This window comes from Stenotrophomonas sp. SAU14A_NAIMI4_8 (assembly GCF_003086695.1).
Taxonomy (GTDB): domain Bacteria; phylum Pseudomonadota; class Gammaproteobacteria; order Xanthomonadales; family Xanthomonadaceae; genus Stenotrophomonas.
In genome coordinates, this window is sequence record NZ_CP025999.1 from 2,775,222 (window position 1) to 2,790,119 (window position 14,898).

The 14,898-nt window shown below is 67.4% G+C and carries 17 protein-coding genes; 8 read left to right on the plus strand and 9 right to left on the minus strand.

The genetic code is table 11. The features are described 5' to 3' along the window. Positions 1 to 30: 30 nt before the first annotated feature. On the plus strand, positions 31 to 594 hold the full coding sequence (locus C1930_RS12795; RefSeq protein ID WP_234412662.1) for a TlpA disulfide reductase family protein: 564 nt from the start codon (positions 31 to 33) through the stop codon (positions 592 to 594). Positions 595 to 652: 58 nt separating this feature from the next. Here C1930_RS12795 and C1930_RS12800 read toward each other — a convergent pair whose 3' ends face one another. After that, complete coding sequence (locus tag C1930_RS12800; protein ID WP_108756632.1) at positions 653 to 1,132, minus strand: glutathione peroxidase; 480 nt, start codon at positions 1,130 to 1,132, stop codon at positions 653 to 655. 141 nt (positions 1,133 to 1,273) lie between these two features. On the opposite strand from C1930_RS12800, the gene C1930_RS12805 reads away from it, so the two are divergent. Then, positions 1,274 to 3,442, plus strand: coding sequence for a M3 family metallopeptidase (locus tag C1930_RS12805; protein WP_108771909.1), 2,169 nt, complete (start codon positions 1,274 to 1,276; stop codon positions 3,440 to 3,442). A gap of 162 nt (positions 3,443 to 3,604) precedes the next feature. On the opposite strand, the gene cfa is transcribed toward C1930_RS12805, so the two are convergent. From cfa to C1930_RS12820, 3 genes are read right to left on the minus strand one after another with little or no spacing between them, the layout of a single operon-like run. Next, positions 3,605 to 4,723: a cyclopropane fatty acyl phospholipid synthase gene (cfa, locus tag C1930_RS12810; RefSeq protein ID WP_108771910.1), complete on the minus strand. Its 1,119-nt coding sequence runs from the start codon at positions 4,721 to 4,723 to the stop codon at positions 3,605 to 3,607. 19 nt (positions 4,724 to 4,742) lie between these two features. Beyond that, entirely contained in the window at positions 4,743 to 5,630 is an 888-nt protein-coding gene (locus C1930_RS12815; RefSeq protein ID WP_108757758.1) for a DUF3298 and DUF4163 domain-containing protein, read from the minus strand. Positions 5,631 to 5,666: 36 nt separating this feature from the next. After that, positions 5,667 to 5,969, minus strand: a complete 303-nt coding sequence (locus C1930_RS12820) for a GNAT family N-acetyltransferase (RefSeq protein ID WP_108750076.1) — start codon at positions 5,967 to 5,969, stop codon at positions 5,667 to 5,669. Between the two features lie 210 nt (positions 5,970 to 6,179). On the opposite strand from C1930_RS12820, the gene C1930_RS20440 reads away from it, so the two are divergent. After that, positions 6,180 to 6,341, plus strand: a complete 162-nt coding sequence (locus tag C1930_RS20440; protein ID WP_199911963.1) for a hypothetical protein — start codon at positions 6,180 to 6,182, stop codon at positions 6,339 to 6,341. 49 nt (positions 6,342 to 6,390) lie between these two features. Here C1930_RS20440 and C1930_RS12825 read toward each other — a convergent pair whose 3' ends face one another. Together C1930_RS12825 and C1930_RS12830 are read right to left on the minus strand one after the other, a co-directional pair. Then, positions 6,391 to 7,014: a rhomboid family intramembrane serine protease gene (locus C1930_RS12825; protein ID WP_108750077.1), complete on the minus strand. Its 624-nt coding sequence runs from the start codon at positions 7,012 to 7,014 to the stop codon at positions 6,391 to 6,393. Positions 7,015 to 7,026: 12 nt separating this feature from the next. Continuing rightward, positions 7,027 to 8,592: an oligopeptide:H+ symporter gene (locus tag C1930_RS12830; protein WP_108756634.1), complete on the minus strand. Its 1,566-nt coding sequence runs from the start codon at positions 8,590 to 8,592 to the stop codon at positions 7,027 to 7,029. 162 nt (positions 8,593 to 8,754) lie between these two features. Between C1930_RS12830 and C1930_RS12835 the strand changes: the two genes are divergently transcribed. After that, the gene (locus C1930_RS12835) at positions 8,755 to 9,603 is read left to right on the plus strand and encodes an endonuclease/exonuclease/phosphatase family protein (RefSeq protein WP_108756635.1); all 849 of its coding nucleotides are present in this window, start codon (positions 8,755 to 8,757) and stop codon (positions 9,601 to 9,603) included. Positions 9,604 to 9,744: 141 nt separating this feature from the next. On the opposite strand, the gene C1930_RS12840 is transcribed toward C1930_RS12835, so the two are convergent. Next, the gene (locus C1930_RS12840) at positions 9,745 to 10,356 is read right to left on the minus strand and encodes a superoxide dismutase (protein ID WP_108750080.1); all 612 of its coding nucleotides are present in this window, start codon (positions 10,354 to 10,356) and stop codon (positions 9,745 to 9,747) included. Positions 10,357 to 10,578: 222 nt separating this feature from the next. Between C1930_RS12840 and C1930_RS12845 the strand changes: the two genes are divergently transcribed. Both C1930_RS12845 and C1930_RS12850 read left to right on the plus strand, forming a co-directional pair. Next, positions 10,579 to 11,028, plus strand: coding sequence for a ribonuclease domain-containing protein (locus tag C1930_RS12845; RefSeq protein ID WP_108756636.1), 450 nt, complete (start codon positions 10,579 to 10,581; stop codon positions 11,026 to 11,028). Beyond that, positions 11,025 to 11,438: a barstar family protein gene (locus C1930_RS12850; protein WP_108771911.1), complete on the plus strand. Its 414-nt coding sequence runs from the start codon at positions 11,025 to 11,027 to the stop codon at positions 11,436 to 11,438. The genes C1930_RS12845 and C1930_RS12850 overlap by 4 nt, the downstream gene beginning before the upstream one ends. Before the next feature lie 130 nt (positions 11,439 to 11,568). Here the strand turns inward: C1930_RS12850 and C1930_RS12855 are convergent, their stop codons facing one another. After that, positions 11,569 to 13,347: a hypothetical protein gene (locus C1930_RS12855; protein WP_108756638.1), complete on the minus strand. Its 1,779-nt coding sequence runs from the start codon at positions 13,345 to 13,347 to the stop codon at positions 11,569 to 11,571. 10 nt (positions 13,348 to 13,357) lie between these two features. Then, positions 13,358 to 13,957 (minus strand): NfuA family Fe-S biogenesis protein, encoded by a 600-nt coding sequence (locus C1930_RS12860; RefSeq protein ID WP_108753590.1) that lies wholly within the window; start codon positions 13,955 to 13,957, stop codon positions 13,358 to 13,360. A gap of 90 nt (positions 13,958 to 14,047) precedes the next feature. Between C1930_RS12860 and C1930_RS12865 the strand changes: the two genes are divergently transcribed. Both C1930_RS12865 and C1930_RS12870 read left to right on the plus strand, forming a co-directional pair. Beyond that, a complete protein-coding gene (locus C1930_RS12865; RefSeq protein ID WP_108750085.1) occupies positions 14,048 to 14,395 on the plus strand; it encodes a 4a-hydroxytetrahydrobiopterin dehydratase in 348 nt (115 codons plus the stop codon). Then, the gene (locus C1930_RS12870) at positions 14,395 to 14,811 is read left to right on the plus strand and encodes an energy transducer TonB (RefSeq protein ID WP_108756639.1); all 417 of its coding nucleotides are present in this window, start codon (positions 14,395 to 14,397) and stop codon (positions 14,809 to 14,811) included. Before C1930_RS12865 ends, C1930_RS12870 begins: the two co-directional genes overlap by 1 nt. The last annotated feature ends 87 nt before the right edge of the window (positions 14,812 to 14,898 follow it).

Genomic DNA, 14,898 nt, shown 5'->3' on the forward strand with positions numbered 1-14,898 from the left:
CGGGCCGTCGGTCCGAACAGGGGCTCAAGGATGACGAACAAGCGGTTCCCGCAGTCGGTGCGGGCGTGGGTATGTGCGGCCGCGCTTGCGGTCATGGCCGTTCCGGCCCTGGCCGCATCGCCCGCCCCCGGTGAGGTGCCGCCACAGGCGCTGGGCAACGACCGCCAGGGCAAGCCGGTCAACCTGGCCGACCAACGCGGCAAGGTGGTCATCGTGACCTTCTGGGCGTCCTGGTGCGGGCCCTGCCGCAAGGAACTGCCGATCCTGGCGCACCTGCAGAAGGTCGTCGGCGAAGACGCGATGAAGGTCTACGCGATCAACTGGGGCGAGCCGCGCAACGACGTCAACCGGCTGGTGCGCCACCGCGACTGGCCGAAGCTGGACTACCTGCACGATCCGCGTGGCGCCTTGGCCGAGCAGTACGGCATCGCCGCGGTGCCACACATGTTCATCATCGGTCGCGATGGACAGGTCGCCCATGCCCATCGCGGCTACAGCGAAGCGAGCCTGCCGGGCATCCTCGAGGAAATCATCGCTGCGCTGCCCGAAGACGTGCGCAATCGCCCATCGCAGGCGGGCGCGGCAGCCAACTGAGCGGCGGCAAGCGCGCGCAACGCCGGGCATGACCCGGCGCTACCCCGGGGCGTGGCGGTTACAGCAGCGCTTCGATGGCCCCACGCAGCTGCTCGGGCTTGGTGGTGGGGGCAAAGCGGTCCACCACGTTGCCCTGCCGATCGACCAGGAACTTGCTGAAGTTCCACTTGATGCGCGCGCTGCCCAGCAGCCCGCGCTTCTGCTGCGACAGCCACGCCCACAGCGGGTCGGCTCCTTCGCCATTGACCTCGATCTTCTGCGACAGCGGGAAGCTGACCGGGTAATCCAGCGAGCAGAACTGGCGGATCTGCGCTGCATCGCCCGGCTCCTGCGCGCCGAACTGGTTGCAGGGGAAGCCGACCACCACCAGACCCCGCTCGCGGTAGTCCTGCCACAGCTGCTCCAGCCCGGTGTACTGCGGGGTGAAGCCGCAGCGGCTGGCCACGTTCACCAGCAGCAGCGGGCGACCGGCATACTGGGCCAGGGCCTGCGGCTGGCCGTCCAGGTCTACGAAGGTGAAGTCGAAGGCGGTGGCCATGGCAGCGTTCCGGGCGGGAAACCCCCATGGTAATCGCAGCGGGCCACCCCGCGCGGGCGGCGTCCATGCCTTTCGACACAAGTGCCCAGCCCGCTGCGCAGGTTACGCTCGGGCCCTTGTCTGTCTTACCGGAGTTACGCCTTGACCACCCGCCTTGCCCTTGCCGTGGCCATGACCCTCGGCCTTGCCCTGCCCGCCTATTCGGCCAGCGCTGCCACCCCGGCGGCTGCCGCCAACGCCCAGCAGGCCAACCCGTTCTTCGCCGACAGCCCGCTGCCGCTGCACTTCCCGCAGTTCGACAAGATCAAGGACAGCGACTTCGCCCCGGCCTTCGACGCCGGCATGGCGCAGCAACTGAAGGAAGTGGAGGCGATTGCCAACAACAAGGCCAAGCCGACCTTCGACAACACCATCATCGCCCTGGAAAAGAGCGGTGACGTGCTGGACCGTGCGACCACCGTGTTCTTCAGCCTGGTCGGCGCCGACACCAACGACGCACGCAAGAAGCTGCAGGCCGACTACTCGGCGAAGTTCGCCGCACACAGCGATGCGATTGCCCTGAACGGCAAGCTGTTCGCGCGCATCCAGGCGCTGTATGACACCCGCACCCAGCTGGGCCTGGATGCCGAAGGCGTGCGCCTGGTCGAGAAGTACTACGACAACTACGTGCGCGCCGGCGCCAAGCTGTCCGAGGCCGACAAGGCCACGCTGAAGAAGATGAATGCCGAACTGGCCAACCTGGGCACCAAGTTCAGCCAGAACGTGCAGTCGGAAGTGAATGCTTCGGCGATCACCGTCAACGACGTGAAGGAACTGGACGGACTGTCGCAGGAACAGATCGCCGCCGCTGCCGAAGCCGCCAAGGCCCGTGGCCTGGACGGCAAGTACGTGATCACCCTGCTCAACACCACCGGCCAGCCGCCGCTGACCAACCTGGCCAACCGCGCGCTGCGCCAGAAGATCTACGAAGCGTCGATCAGCCGTGGCAGCCGTGGCGGTGAGTTCGACAACACCGCGCTGGTCTCGCGCATCATGCAGCTGCGTGCCGACAAGGCCAAGCTGATGGGCTTTGCCAACTTCGCCGCCTACAACCTGACCAACCAGACCGCCAAGACCCCCGAAGCGGTCAACGCCATGCTGGGCAAGCTGGCCCCGGCCGCGGTGGCCAACGCCAAGCGCGAAGCCGCCGACCTGCAGGCGATGATCGACAAGGAACAGAAGGCCGCCGGCAAGCCGACCTTCGCCCTGGAACCGTGGGACTGGGCGTTCTACAGCGAGAAGGTGCGCCAGGCCAAGTACAACTTCGACGAATCGCAGCTGAAGCCGTACTTCGAAATGAAGAACGTGCTGGAAAACGGCGTGTTCTTCGCCGCCAACCAGGAATTCGGCCTGACCTTCAAGCAGCGCACCGACCTGCCGGTCTACCACGATGACGTCACCGTGTACGACGTGTTCGATGCCGATGGCAGCCAGCTGGCGATCTTCATCTTCGACCCGTATGCGCGCGCGTCCAAGCGTGGCGGTGCGTGGATGAACTCCTACGTTTCGCAGTCGGAACTGACCGGCTTCAAGCCGGTGGTGGCCAACCACCTGAACATCCCCAAGCCGCCGGCCGGCCAGCCGACCCTGCTGACCTGGGATGAAGTGACCACCACCTTCCACGAGTTCGGCCACGCCCTGCACGGCATGTTCTCCAACGTGAAGTACCCGTACTTCTCGGGCACCGCGGTGCCGCGTGACTTCGTCGAGTTCCCCTCGCAGGTGAACGAGATGTGGGCGGACAACCCGGCCATCCTGAAGAACTACGCCAAGCACTACCAGAACGGTTCGGCCATGCCGCAGGCGCTGCTGGACAAGGTGCTGGCCGCGGCCAAGTTCAACCAGGGCTTTGCCACCACCGAATACCTGGGTGCGGCCATGCTGGACCAGCGCTGGCACCAGATCGGCGCTGACCAGGTGCCGGCGGCCAAGGACGTGATGGCCTTCGAGCGTGCGGCCCTGGAAAAGGACGGCATCTACTACGCGCCGGTGCCGCCGCGCTACAAGACCCCGTACTTCAGCCACATCATGGGCGGCTACTCGGCCGGCTACTACGCCTACATCTGGTCGGAAGTGCTGGACGCCAACACCCAGAAGTGGTTCCGCGACAACGGCGGCCTGAGCCGCAAGAATGGCGACCACTTCCGCGCCACCCTGCTGTCCAAGGGCGGCAGCGTGGATGCCATGCAGCTGTTCCGCGATTTCGCCGGCCACGAGCCGCAGATCGAACCGCTGCTGGAAAAGCGTGGCCTGACCGGCGCCGGCAACTGATCGCCCGCCTGGTAGCGTGAAACGAAAACCGCCCGGGAAACCGGGCGGTTTTTTGTTGGTCGGGGTCAGAGCCCATTTCTACGAAATGGGATCCGACCCCGGGGTCGGATCCCTTTCCGCAGGAAAGGGCTCTGACCCCATGCCTGGACCCCATGCCTGCCCTCAACGCGGCGCGACGTATCCACCCGGCACGCCGTCGGGCGACAACACCAGCTGCCACAGCTGCGCATGGCGGCAGCGGAAACTGGCCATCGAACCGGCCAGGTAGAACCGCCACATGCGGCGGAAGCGCTCGTCGTAGCGCTGCGCGTCCAGGGTCGGCCAGGCCGCTTCGACATTCCGCCGCCACGCCTGCAGCGTCAGGTCGTAGTCGGTGCCGAAGTTGTGCCAGTCCTCCAGCACGAACTGCCCTTCGAACGCGCGGCTGATCTGCACCGCCGAGGGCAGCATCGAGTTGGGAAAGATGTAGCGGGCGATCCACGGGTCGGTGCGGTGGCGGGAAACGTTGCTGCCGATGGTGTGCAGCAGCAGCAGGCCACGTGGCGACAGGCAGCGCCGTGCCACCTCGAAGAAACTGCCGTAATTCTTGTCGCCCACGTGTTCGAACATGCCGATCGAGAAAATCGCATCGAACGGTTCGTCCAGTTCGCGGTAATCCTGCAGGCGGATCTCGATCGGCAACCCGGCACAGCGCTCACGGGCGAACGCAGCCTGCTCCTGGGAAATGGTCACGCCCACACCGCTGACGCCGTAGCGCTCGGCAGCGTACTTCAATGCTTCGCCCCAGCCGCAGCCGATGTCCAGCACCCGCTGGCCCGGGCGCAGGCCCAGCTTGCGGCAGACCAGATCCAGCTTGGCCTCCTGCGCCGCATCCAGGTCCACCGCGTTGCGCCAGTAGCCACAGCTGTAGACCATGTACTGGCCCAGCATGGCCTGGTAGAGATCGTTGCCCAGGTCGTAATGGCGCCGGCCCACCTCGTAGCTGCCCTGCCCGGCCTGCAGGTTGAACAGGCGCGCTTTCAAGGCATCGGCCACTTCGCGCCAGCCGTGCACGCGCTCATCCAGGTGCGCCTGCATCAGCTGCACCAGGAATTCATCCAGCACGTTGGCGTCCCACCAGCCATCCATGTAGCTTTCGCCCAGGCCGAGCGAGCCCTGGCCCATGACCCGCGCGAAGAAGCGCGGGTCATGTACCTGGATGTCCTGTGGCTGGGTGCCGCCAATGCGGACCCCGGCTTCGTGGAGCAGGCCGGTCACCCGCTCCTGCAACCCTGTATCCACGACACCTCCTGCTGGGCGGTCAACCGCGGGCGAACAGCTCCACGTAGTCCTTGGCCACGTGCGGCAGCAGCACGGCGGCCGGCACATCAGCGGTCTGCGTGCCATCCGAATACGGCCCCACCTGGTAGGGCGGGAACACGAACCGCAGGGCGGTGATCTGGCCCTTATCATCGGTCAGCGGCTGGAACTGGCTGAAGTTGTCGGCCTGCGGGCCGGTGCCCTCGGCAATCATGCGCGAGGCATTGCGCAGCGATTCCTGCAGTTCGGCCGGTTCCATGTCTTCGCCGCTCAGGCGCGTGGCCACGCGCTCGCGCAGCTGGTCGGCGACGAAATCACTGACCGCCTTCCAGCCCTTGCTGTCGGCCACCAGCTTGTCGGCGCTCAGCATCTGCTGCTGCGGCGGCAGCCAGACGAAGCGTGCCACCAGCGGTTCGCCGTGGGCGCCACCGGTGTAGCGACTGCCATCGGCACTGACCACCACCAGCTGCGGGGTTTCCAGCACTTTCTCGAAGCTCAGCGACAGCTCGTAAGGCATGGTCGGCTTGTCGTTGCCCAGGCCATCGAGCGCCTGCTGCAGATCGCTGCGTGCCGAGGTCGCGTAGTCCTGCAGCGCGCGGGCCAGGCCCGGGTAGCGGTCGATGCCGGCCGGGTAACTGATTCCCACCACCTCGCGTTCGTTGTTCTCGATCACATCGCGCAGGTCCAGCGGCGCTTCAGCGGCAGGCGCCTGCACCGTGGCCGGCGCGCTGGCATCCGCGCTGGGTGCGCTGTCGGTGGCCGGTGCCGCATCGTCGCCGCGCTGGCAACCGGCCAGCAGCAGCACGCCCATTGCCCCGGCCAGCACGCTTGCGCGCAACGGCCGGTTGTTTCCGTTCTTCATCGGGATCCCCTGTTCATGTTCGTACATCATCGCCCGCGGTGGCTGAAGCGTGGCCCGCCGGCATCACCCCACCAGCAGGTCGTGGAACTCCTCGTGCCGCTGCAGGAATGCCTCGGCATAGGCGCAGGCCGGCACCACTTTGTACTTGTGCTCCCGGGCGAAGCGTAGCGCCACCCGCGTCAACTCGCCGGCAACACCGCGGCCGGCAATCGGCTCGGGCACTTCGGTGTGGGTGATCACCATGCGCTTGCGCTTGAGCTGGTAGTCCAGCACCGCCACGTGCCCGCGTACGCGGGCGGTGAAACGGTGGTTGGCCTGGTCATGCGCGACCTCATAGGCCAGACCGGGGGGTGTGACCGAAGCCATGGGACTGTCTCCTGCGGCGACTGCGTGGATGGTGCGCAGCCGGGCGCCATGATCGCGTGAAGCCTGAACATGGGCAAGGACTGCCGGGCTGCGTCAGTTTGTGCCCCTCAAGCTGCAGCGCGGGCGGCCGCTAACCCCTTCGCAGGGGTACGGCCGCGCTGGCACGGCCCTTGCGAAAGATGTCCCCGTACTCTGCCGTGGAGGCCCGTCATGCACCCCAACCCGTCCCCATCCGATACCGACCGCGCCCTGCTGGAAGGCCTCCTGCAGCTGGCTGTGGAAGGGCAGACCGAAGAGCAGGACTTCCAGCGCATCGGCGAGGAAGTGTATTCGCGGCTGCTGGATACCTACGGCCAGGCCAGCCAGGCCTGAAACCGGGTAGACCGGGGTCGGATCCAGCGGATCCGACCCCAGGCACGCTTCAGCCGCCCAGGCTGAAGGTGGGGTTGGACAGCTCGCGCAGGAAGTGGCTGAAGATGGCCGGCTGCATGGCCAGCATGAAGATGATGCCGAACGCTGCGCCCGCCAGATGCGCGCTGTGGTTGATGCGATCGCCGCCGCGCTTGTCCATCCAGATGCTGTAGCCGACGTAGAACGCGGCATACACGATCGCCGGCGCGGGAATGAAGAACACCAGGATGATCTTCCAGGGGTTCAGCAGGATGTAGGCGAACAGCACCGCCGACACCGCACCGGACGCGCCCAGGCTGAGGTAGTTCGGATTCTTCTGGTTCTTCAGGTAGCTGGGCAGGATCGACACCAGCAGCGCCCCCAGGTAGAACGCGGGATAGGTCAGGAAGCTGCCGGTCAGCTGCACCATCACGCTCTCGATGTATCCCCCGAAGAAGAACAGGGTGAACATGTTGAAGATCAGGTGCGGCCAGTCGGCATGGATGAAGCCGTAGGTGACCAGGCGGTCGTACTGGCGGTGGCGGTCCACCGCCGGCGGCCACAGGATCAGGCGGTCAGCCAGCTTGCGGTTGTTGAACGCCATCCAGGACAGCACGGCGGTGATGGCGATCAACAGGAGATTGACGGGGGTCATGTCAGGTCAGGCTCAGGCGCTGCGGTAGTTGTCGACCATACGATAGCGTCGTGCATACCAACCGAAGGCGAACGCCGCAATGAAGGCGAAGCCGGCGAAGAAGAACATCAGGAACGCCGCCTCGCTCAGGCCCGTGCTGGCGATCTTGTGGGTCACCGCCTCGTTGCGCACCGCCGCGTTGGACAGCAGCACCCACAGGTTGCCGATGGTGGTGGTCAGGTTCCAGAAGCTCATCACCACGCCCTTCATGGCCTGCGGCGCCTGGCTGTAGGCGAACTCCAGGCCGGTGGCCGAGACCAGCACTTCACCGAAGGTCAGCAGCGCATACGGCAGCATCTGCCAGAAGATCGACATGGCATTGCCACCGTCCATCACCACCTGGATGCCGCCCACCACGATCCAGGCCAGGCCGCTGAAGGCGATACCGGCGGTCATGCGGCGCAGCGCGGTCGGTTCGAAGCCGAAGCGGCGCAGCGCCGGGTACAGCACCAGGTTGTTGAACGGGATCAGGATCATCACCAGCAGCGGGTTCAGTGCCTGCATCTGCGAGGCGGTGAACCAGCTCGGCATCTGCATCTGCTGGCCCTGCAGCACCCAGGTGGAGGCCTTCTGGTCGAACAGCGAGAAGAACGGCGTGGTCAGGGCGAAGATGACCAGCACGCGCAGCACGGCGCGCACGCCTTCCACGGCTTCGGCCGGATGCTGCGCGCGGGCGCGGTCCAGCTGCAGCCAGGTGCCGCCGCCGATGCCGGCCAGGATGGCCACCAGCGCCAGGCACAGGCAGATCACGATGCCCAGCGAACCGACCAGGCCGAACGAGGCAGCGGCCAGCACCAGACCGGCAACGGCCATCACCAGGCCCGGACGGCCCCGGCCGGCCACGCGCGCGGTCAGCGCGGTGCGCACCACGTTGGCGAACGAATGCGGATCCTTCGGCGGCAGCGGCACCAGCACGTAGCGCTTGCGGCCCAGCCAGAACACGAAGGTGGCGATGAACATCAGGATGCCGGGAATACCGAAGGCCCACTGCGGGCCCCAGTTCTTCAGCACCAGCGGGATCAGCAGCGAGGCGAACAGCGAGCCGAAGTTGATGATCCAGTAGAAGGCGTCGAAGACGATCTTGGCCAGGTGCTTGTTGCTCTGGTCGAACTGGTCGCCCATGAACGAGGCCACCAGCGGCTTGATGCCACCGGCGCCCAGCGCGATCAGGCCCAGGCCCAGGAAGAAGCCTTCGCGGCTGTTCTCGAACAGCGCCAGGCACAGGTGGCCGGCGCAGTAGACCAGACTGAACCACAGGATGGTGTGGTACTTGCCGAAGAACTTGTCGGCCAGCCAGCCACCGAGCAGCGGGAAGAAGTACACGCCGATCATGAAGCTGTGCATGATGTCCTTGGCTTCACCGGCGCGGCCTTCTGCAGTGAGTTCCTGCAGCAGCAGCGAGGTGATCAGGAACTGCACCAGGATGTTGCGCATCCCGTAGAAACTGAACCGTTCGCAGGCCTCATTGCCGATGATGTACGGAATCTGGCGCGGCATCTTTCCCTGGCCGGCGATGGGGGCGACTGCGTCGTGGCTCATCCTGTAAGGCATTCCTGCAAAGCGAAAGGGTGAAGGTTACCGGAACCTGCGCCCGCGAAGCACGCTGCAGGGCTGCATGACAGCGCCGCCAATCCATGGCAGGCGCACCACACCGTGCCGGAAGTCACGGCACCTGCACGGCGAAAGCGTAAACTTATCGTTATGCGCCCCCTCGCCCCCGCCCGCTTCCTGCTCGGCAGCCTTGCGCTGCTGCTGGTCCTGCCTGCCCTGGCGCGCCCGCAGCTGCCGCCGGCGCCCGGCGCGGCCAGCGACGTGCGGCAGCTGACGGTGGCGGCGCTGGAACTGCCCAGCCGCGACGACGCGCAGTGGAAGCAGCGGCGCGAACAGGTGCTGCAACTGCTGACCGAGCTGCAGCCCGATGTCATTTCCGTGCAGCAGGTGCTGCAGGAACAGGGCCGCAACCCGGCGTGCTGGCTGGCCAGCCGCCTGCGTTACAGCTGCGACTTCGTCACCGCCGACCCGCCGAGCCAGCCACTGCGCCACGGCAACGCCATGCTGACCCGACTGCCGGTAAGCGAAGACGGGGTGACCCTGCTGCATCCGCCGGGCACCTTCAGCGCGGCGGGCATGCTGCGGCTGCGGCTGGGCGAGGCGCTGCTGAACGTCTATGTGGCGCGCCTGCGCCCGGAAGCGGACGAGGCCAGCGCGCGCCAGCACCAGACCAGCGATCTTATGGCCTGGATCGGCGCCACCGCCGAAGGGCTGCCCAGCCTGATTGCCGGCGACTTCGCCGCGCCCACCACCGAACTGGTACGCAGCACGCCGGGCTTCCAGCCGGCCCGGCGCAATCCCGGCGGACGCCCGGACACGGCGGCCGCCAATGGTGGCGGTGCCAGCGGGCACGGCTTGGACGTGCTGTTCCAGGTCAAACATTTCGGCGGCATCCGCCAGCAGGCCATCGACCTGCCGGCCGCAGGGGAAGCACCCGGCGTGCGGCTGGGGGTGATGGCCACGCTGCGCCTGCAGGGTGTGCCCGCGTCCAGCGAATGATCGCCTCGTCCTGCCGGCCGGGCATCCCGATGCGCCGCGCCGACGCCCGGTAGCGCCGGGCCATGCCCGGCGGATGCCATCGCACGCAAACAAAAAGGCCGGGGTTTGCCCCGGCCTCTTCGTTTCATTCCAGTGCCGCGATCAGGCGATCGCTTCCTGGTAACGACGCTCGACTTCGTTCCAGTCGATCACGTTGAAGAACGCGCCGATGTATTCCGGACGGCGGTTCTGGTACTTCAGGTAGTACGCGTGTTCCCACACGTCCAGGCCCAGGATCGGCGTGTTGCCTTCCATCAGCGGGCTGTCCTGGTTGCCGGTGCTTTCAACCACGACCTTCTTGTCCGGGGTGACGCTCAGCCAGGCCCAGCCGCTGCCGAAGCGGGTCAGCGCCGCCTTGGTGAAGGCATCCTTGAACTTGTCGAAGCCGCCCAGGTCCTTGTCGATGGCCTTGGCCACGTCGCCCACCGGGTTGCCACCGGCGTTGGGGGCCATCACGGTCCAGAACAGCGAGTGGTTGGCATGGCCACCACCGTTGTTGCGCACCGGACCCTGCAGGTTTTCCGGCAGCGACTTCAGCTTCTTCACCAGTTCGTCCACCGGCAGGTCGGCGTACTCGGTGCCTTCCAGCGCTGCGTTGACGTTGTTGATGTAGGTCTGGTGGTGCTTGGTGTGATGGATTTCCATCGTCGCCGCATCGATATGCGGTTCCAGAGCGTCGTAGGCGTAGGACAGCTTGGGCAGGGTGTAGGCCATGATGCATCTCCTGATAGCGAGGGCACCCGGCGGTGTCGCCGGGCAGTGCGCGTTGAATGATGGGGACAGACGCGCAGATTACCAAGGGGGATGTAAAGGAAATTGCGTCCTGCCCGTGAGCCCTCCGGCAATTGTTACGCAGCGGTGACGCTGTCGCTGTCCTCATGCGCGATGCAGCGCGCAGGCGCTACAGTGCCTGCACCTTCCCTGCCCCGCCCACCCATGCGCAACCCCCGGCTGCTGATCACCGCCATCGCCCTGCTGTTGCTGGGCCTGCTGGCCAACCATTTCCTGCAGCGGCCGGCGCCGCCACAGTTCGCGCCCAGCCTTGCCGGCCAACCGGCCGTGGCGGCACCGAAGGCCAGCGCCCGCAACGACGCCCTGCCCGCCTTCCTGCCGGCCGAGGCGCGGCAGACCATCGCCCTCATCCAGCGCGGCGGCCCGTTCCCGCACCGCCAGGATGGCAGCACCTTCGGCAACCGCGAACAGCGGCTGCCGCCGCGTGACCGTGGCTATTACCGCGAATACACCGTCGACACTCCGGGCGCCCGCAACCGCGGTGCGCGCCGCATCGTTACCGGCGGCGACCCGGCCCAGGCCTGGTACTACACCGACGACCACTACGAATCGTTCCGCAGTTTCACCGTACCCGCTTCCGGAGACCGCCCATGAGCCACGATGATTTCGGCCTCGGCCTGCACGACATCAACAATGCTGGCGTCTATGCCATCGACACCGGCGACATCGCCGCACTGTCGGCTGCCATGCGCGATGCGCAGCTGAAGGTGATCCGCATCGACCTGCAGGGCGTGGCCGACAAGCGCACGCTGCTGGCGCGGCTGTCGGCGCAGCTCGACTTCCCCGCCGGTTTCGGTGGCAACTGGGATGCCCTTTCAGACAACCTGCGCGACCTGCAGTGGCTGCCGGCGCCGGGCTATGCACTGTTCCTGGCCGACGTGGATACCCTGCGTGCCGACGCCGGCAAGGACTTCGACACGCTGCTGGACGTGATGGATGAAGCCTGCCGCGACTGGGTCGGGCGTGATGTGCCGTTCTGGGTGTTTCTGTCGCAGAGCGAGTGAGGACCAGGCCGCGTCGGCGGTTCATCCACGCATGGCGTGGATCTACTTCTGCATTGGTAGAGGCCGACCTTGGTCGGCGCTCGCGCCAACGGCGCGGGGATAAGGAAACATGCGTGGACAACGGGAGCCGCTAGCGGCTCCCATTGTCTTCCTGTAGCTCTTTCTTGAACGGAATGTCCGGCGGCGGTCGCGCGATGGCCGGCTGGTCCTGCATGTTCGGGTCGCTCAGGCCGCAGCCACCACCGGCCTGCAGGATCGAGATCACGCAGGAAATCTTCGTGCTGGTGCCAGGCAATGGAATCTCCATGGCCTTGATGCCCTTGCGTACCCATTCGGCCAGCAGTGATTCCTGCGGCACCCAGTACTTGTCGAACGAGGTGGGCGTGTAGTCGTACGGCGGGCGCTTGAGCCAGGTGCCGGACTGGGCGATGCGTTCCTTGCTCCAACCATCATTGGCCCCGCCCGGGGCGCCGCGCTCGGCCGCGCCCGCGCCCTCCTGGCCGGGCACGCGCACGCTGCCGTCGGCGTTGAACAAGCCCTCGCCCTGGCCACTGCGGCTGGCCTGGCTGCTGCCCTGCGTGGCACCGTCACGGTTGCGGCTGGATGCACCCCAATCGTCGCCGCGCGCCGGTGTGGCCCAGTTGCCCGGTGTCGGCGCCGGCCGCGCACCGGCCTGTGCCGGTTTCGCTGCAGCAGCGGGCGCAGCATTGGCCGCCGTGCTGGCCGCGCTCTGCGCCGCCGCGCTCTGGGCCGAGGCTGCCGCGGCCTGCGCAGCACCACTACCGGTGGCCGACGACGGCGCGGCAGCCGGTGCCGGGGCGACCGCACGCTCGCGCACCTGCACGTCACGGCCCTGTGGCGCACGCACGGTCGGCTCGCGGCCGGCCACGGTCGCCATGCGCACCTGCGGATCAACCACCGCCTGCACTTCGCGTTCGCGCACCTGCACTTCGCGCTGCGGCATCGACACCGGCACGTCCACGCTGCGCATCGGCTGCGGCGACAGCACGGGTGCATCCACCACGGCCACTTCGCGCTCGCGCACCTGGATATCGCGCGGTGCAGGCGTCTGCACCACCACCTGCGTCGGTGCCACGGGCGCCGGGGTGGCCGGCGCCTGCAGCAGCGGCACGCTGCGCTCGGTCACGCTGGGGGTGACACTGCGCGGCACCACGCTCACTTCGGTGCGCGGCACCGTCACTGGTGGCACCACGAAATCGGACGTGACCTCGGCAACCTCGGTGGCCTGCACCGGTGAAGGCGGCGGCGCGGTCTCCACCGCAGGCGCCGGCTCGGCCACCGGCGGGGCACTCGTCGCAGCCGCTGCGGCGGGCGCTGCAGGTGCGGGCGGAACGGGCTGCGGTTGCGGCTGCGGTGCGGTGGCAGCACCGCCGGGCGCACCGCTGGCAGCGCTGGAACCGGCCGGCGCTGCGGCAGCGGCGGCTTCGGCACCGGCCTGGTCGCCACCACCTTCCTGCGCGCCGGCACCGATGAATTCAATCTGCACCCGCTCGCCTTCGGCGCCGTCCGCATCGGGCTCGGTGGTGCGGATCACTGCCACCCACAGCAGCAGCAGGAAGAACAGCAGGTGCAGCAAGGCGCTGAGCACGGCCGAGGTCCAGCGCATCCAGCGCTGGTCACGCGGCGCCGGCTCCCAGTCCTGCCAGAACAGGCGGCGCGCCGCATTCCACGGCGACAGTGCGGGCAGTCGTCCCGGACGCCCCGGCAACGGCCGCGGCAGCAGCACCGCAATCACATCGCGGGCATGGAACAGACGTGGCAGGGGTTTCAGCGAGCGCAGCCAGATCGCCCAGCCATACGGCAGGCGGGTGTGCTTTTCGAGAATGAGACGCTGCTGCTGGCGTGCCAGCAGCACATCGACAAGTTGCTCAGCCCTGGGCAGAGGCACGCGGTGCCGGTCAGGCGGCGTTGCCGCGGGGAATGTACGGCGCGTGGCCGCTGTCGTGGTCGGTGGCGTCACGCACCGCCGTCACGCCCGGCACCCGGCCCATCAAGGTCTTTTCAATGCCCTGCTTCAGGGTGACATCGGCCATGCCGCAGCCCTGGCAGCCGCCACCGAAGCGCAGCAGCACCACGCCGTCGGCCGAGACTTCCTGCACGGCCACCTTGCCACCGTGCGAGGCCAGCTGCGGGTTCACCTCGTTTTCCACCACCCAATGCACGCGCTCCACCAGCGAAGCCGCTTCGCCGGGCGCTTCGCCCTTGATGCGCGGCGCCTTGATGGTCAGCTGCTGGGTACCGGCGGTGCCGGGCACGATGTCGATTTCCGCGCCATCGAGCCAGCCGACGCTGGTGGCGTCGACGTACAGGGTGAAGCCGTCGCAATCCACGGCCCATTCGTCGCCCAGCAGATCGGTCGGCTCGGCGAACTCCAGGCGCGCATCGGCGCGTGGGGTGCCGGGATCGACGGCGCTCAGGCGCACGCCCATGCCGGGCACGCCCTCACGTTCGATCAGCTTGCGGAAATGGGTCTGGGCAGTGTCGGAGATCTGGATCATCAGGCTATTCTAGCCAAGTCAGCGTCGGCCGCTCATTCGATTTATACACTGTCCGGCGCATTGTTCAGTCAACACGAGGTGGAGGAACCCATGTCCGACCTGATTCCGCTGGCACAGGCGCACTGCGTGCCGCGAAAGGGCAGCGACCACAAGCTGGGCGAAGCCCGCCTGGCCGAGCTGCTGCCGCAGGTGCCGGGCTGGGAGCTGGCCGAGGCCGGCCAGGCCCTGCTGCGCACCTTCCGCTTCAAGAACTACTACGAAACCATGGCCTTCGTGAACGCGCTGGCCTGGATCGCCCACCACGAGGACCACCACCCGGACCTGGGCGTGCACTACGACCGCGCCGTCGTGCGCTATTCCACCCACGACGTGGGCGGCCTGAGCGAGAACGACTTCATCTGCGCGGCCAAGACTTCGGCCCTGACGGAGCAAAAGTGATGAATGTGCGACTGCTGACCCTATCCCTGTTGGCTGCCACCGGCCTGGCCGGCTGCGGTGGCGCAGAACCGCCGGCGGCGCCGGCCGCGCCGCCCACCGAGGTGGCCGCGGTGAAGACACCGCCGCCGCAGTACCCGCTGGAACTGGCCTGCCTGGGCGTGGGCGGCACCAGCACCTTCAAGGTAGTGATCGGCACCGACGGCAAGCCCAGCGACGTGGCCCTGCTGACTGGCGCGGGCAACCCGCAGCTGGACGAACTGGCCCGCACCGCCGTGCAGGGCTGGCAGTTCAAGGCCGCCACCCGCAATGGGGCGGCGGTGCCGGCCACGATCCAGGTGCCGGTCAGCTTCAACCCGCCGCAGCCCAAGCCCGACCAGTGCTTTGCCATTGAAGAGCGCGCCCGCCGCGGCGGCTGATCGCGCTGACTGCGACGAGGCCAGCCGACGCCCGCCTCGCCCCTGCCGCCCCGGCCCGTGCCGGGGCGGTCGACTGACCCCCTGGAA

What these genes read in the sequence shown, in the direction of transcription:
- C1930_RS12795 (WP_234412662.1), top strand. Translation starts at nt 31, where the DNA reads ATGACGAACAAGCGGTTCCCGCAGTCGGTGCGGGCGTGGGTATGTGCG.
- C1930_RS12800 (WP_108756632.1), bottom strand. Translation starts at nt 1,132, where the DNA reads ATGGCCACCGCCTTCGACTTCACCTTCGTAGACCTGGACGGCCAGCCG.
- C1930_RS12815 (WP_108757758.1), bottom strand. Translation starts at nt 5,630, where the DNA reads ATGTACGAACATGAACAGGGGATCCCGATGAAGAACGGAAACAACCGG.
- C1930_RS12820 (WP_108750076.1), bottom strand. Translation starts at nt 5,969, where the DNA reads ATGGCTTCGGTCACACCCCCCGGTCTGGCCTATGAGGTCGCGCATGAC.
- C1930_RS20440 (WP_199911963.1), top strand. Translation starts at nt 6,180, where the DNA reads ATGCACCCCAACCCGTCCCCATCCGATACCGACCGCGCCCTGCTGGAA.
- C1930_RS12825 (WP_108750077.1), bottom strand. Translation starts at nt 7,014, where the DNA reads ATGACCCCCGTCAATCTCCTGTTGATCGCCATCACCGCCGTGCTGTCC.
- C1930_RS12830 (WP_108756634.1), bottom strand. Translation starts at nt 8,592, where the DNA reads ATGAGCCACGACGCAGTCGCCCCCATCGCCGGCCAGGGAAAGATGCCG.
- C1930_RS12835 (WP_108756635.1), top strand. Translation starts at nt 8,755, where the DNA reads ATGCGCCCCCTCGCCCCCGCCCGCTTCCTGCTCGGCAGCCTTGCGCTG.
- C1930_RS12840 (WP_108750080.1), bottom strand. Translation starts at nt 10,356, where the DNA reads ATGGCCTACACCCTGCCCAAGCTGTCCTACGCCTACGACGCTCTGGAA.
- C1930_RS12845 (WP_108756636.1), top strand. Translation starts at nt 10,579, where the DNA reads ATGCGCAACCCCCGGCTGCTGATCACCGCCATCGCCCTGCTGTTGCTG.
- C1930_RS12850 (WP_108771911.1), top strand. Translation starts at nt 11,025, where the DNA reads ATGAGCCACGATGATTTCGGCCTCGGCCTGCACGACATCAACAATGCT.
- C1930_RS12860 (WP_108753590.1), bottom strand. Translation starts at nt 13,957, where the DNA reads ATGATCCAGATCTCCGACACTGCCCAGACCCATTTCCGCAAGCTGATC.
- C1930_RS12865 (WP_108750085.1), top strand. Translation starts at nt 14,048, where the DNA reads ATGTCCGACCTGATTCCGCTGGCACAGGCGCACTGCGTGCCGCGAAAG.
- C1930_RS12870 (WP_108756639.1), top strand. Translation starts at nt 14,395, where the DNA reads ATGAATGTGCGACTGCTGACCCTATCCCTGTTGGCTGCCACCGGCCTG.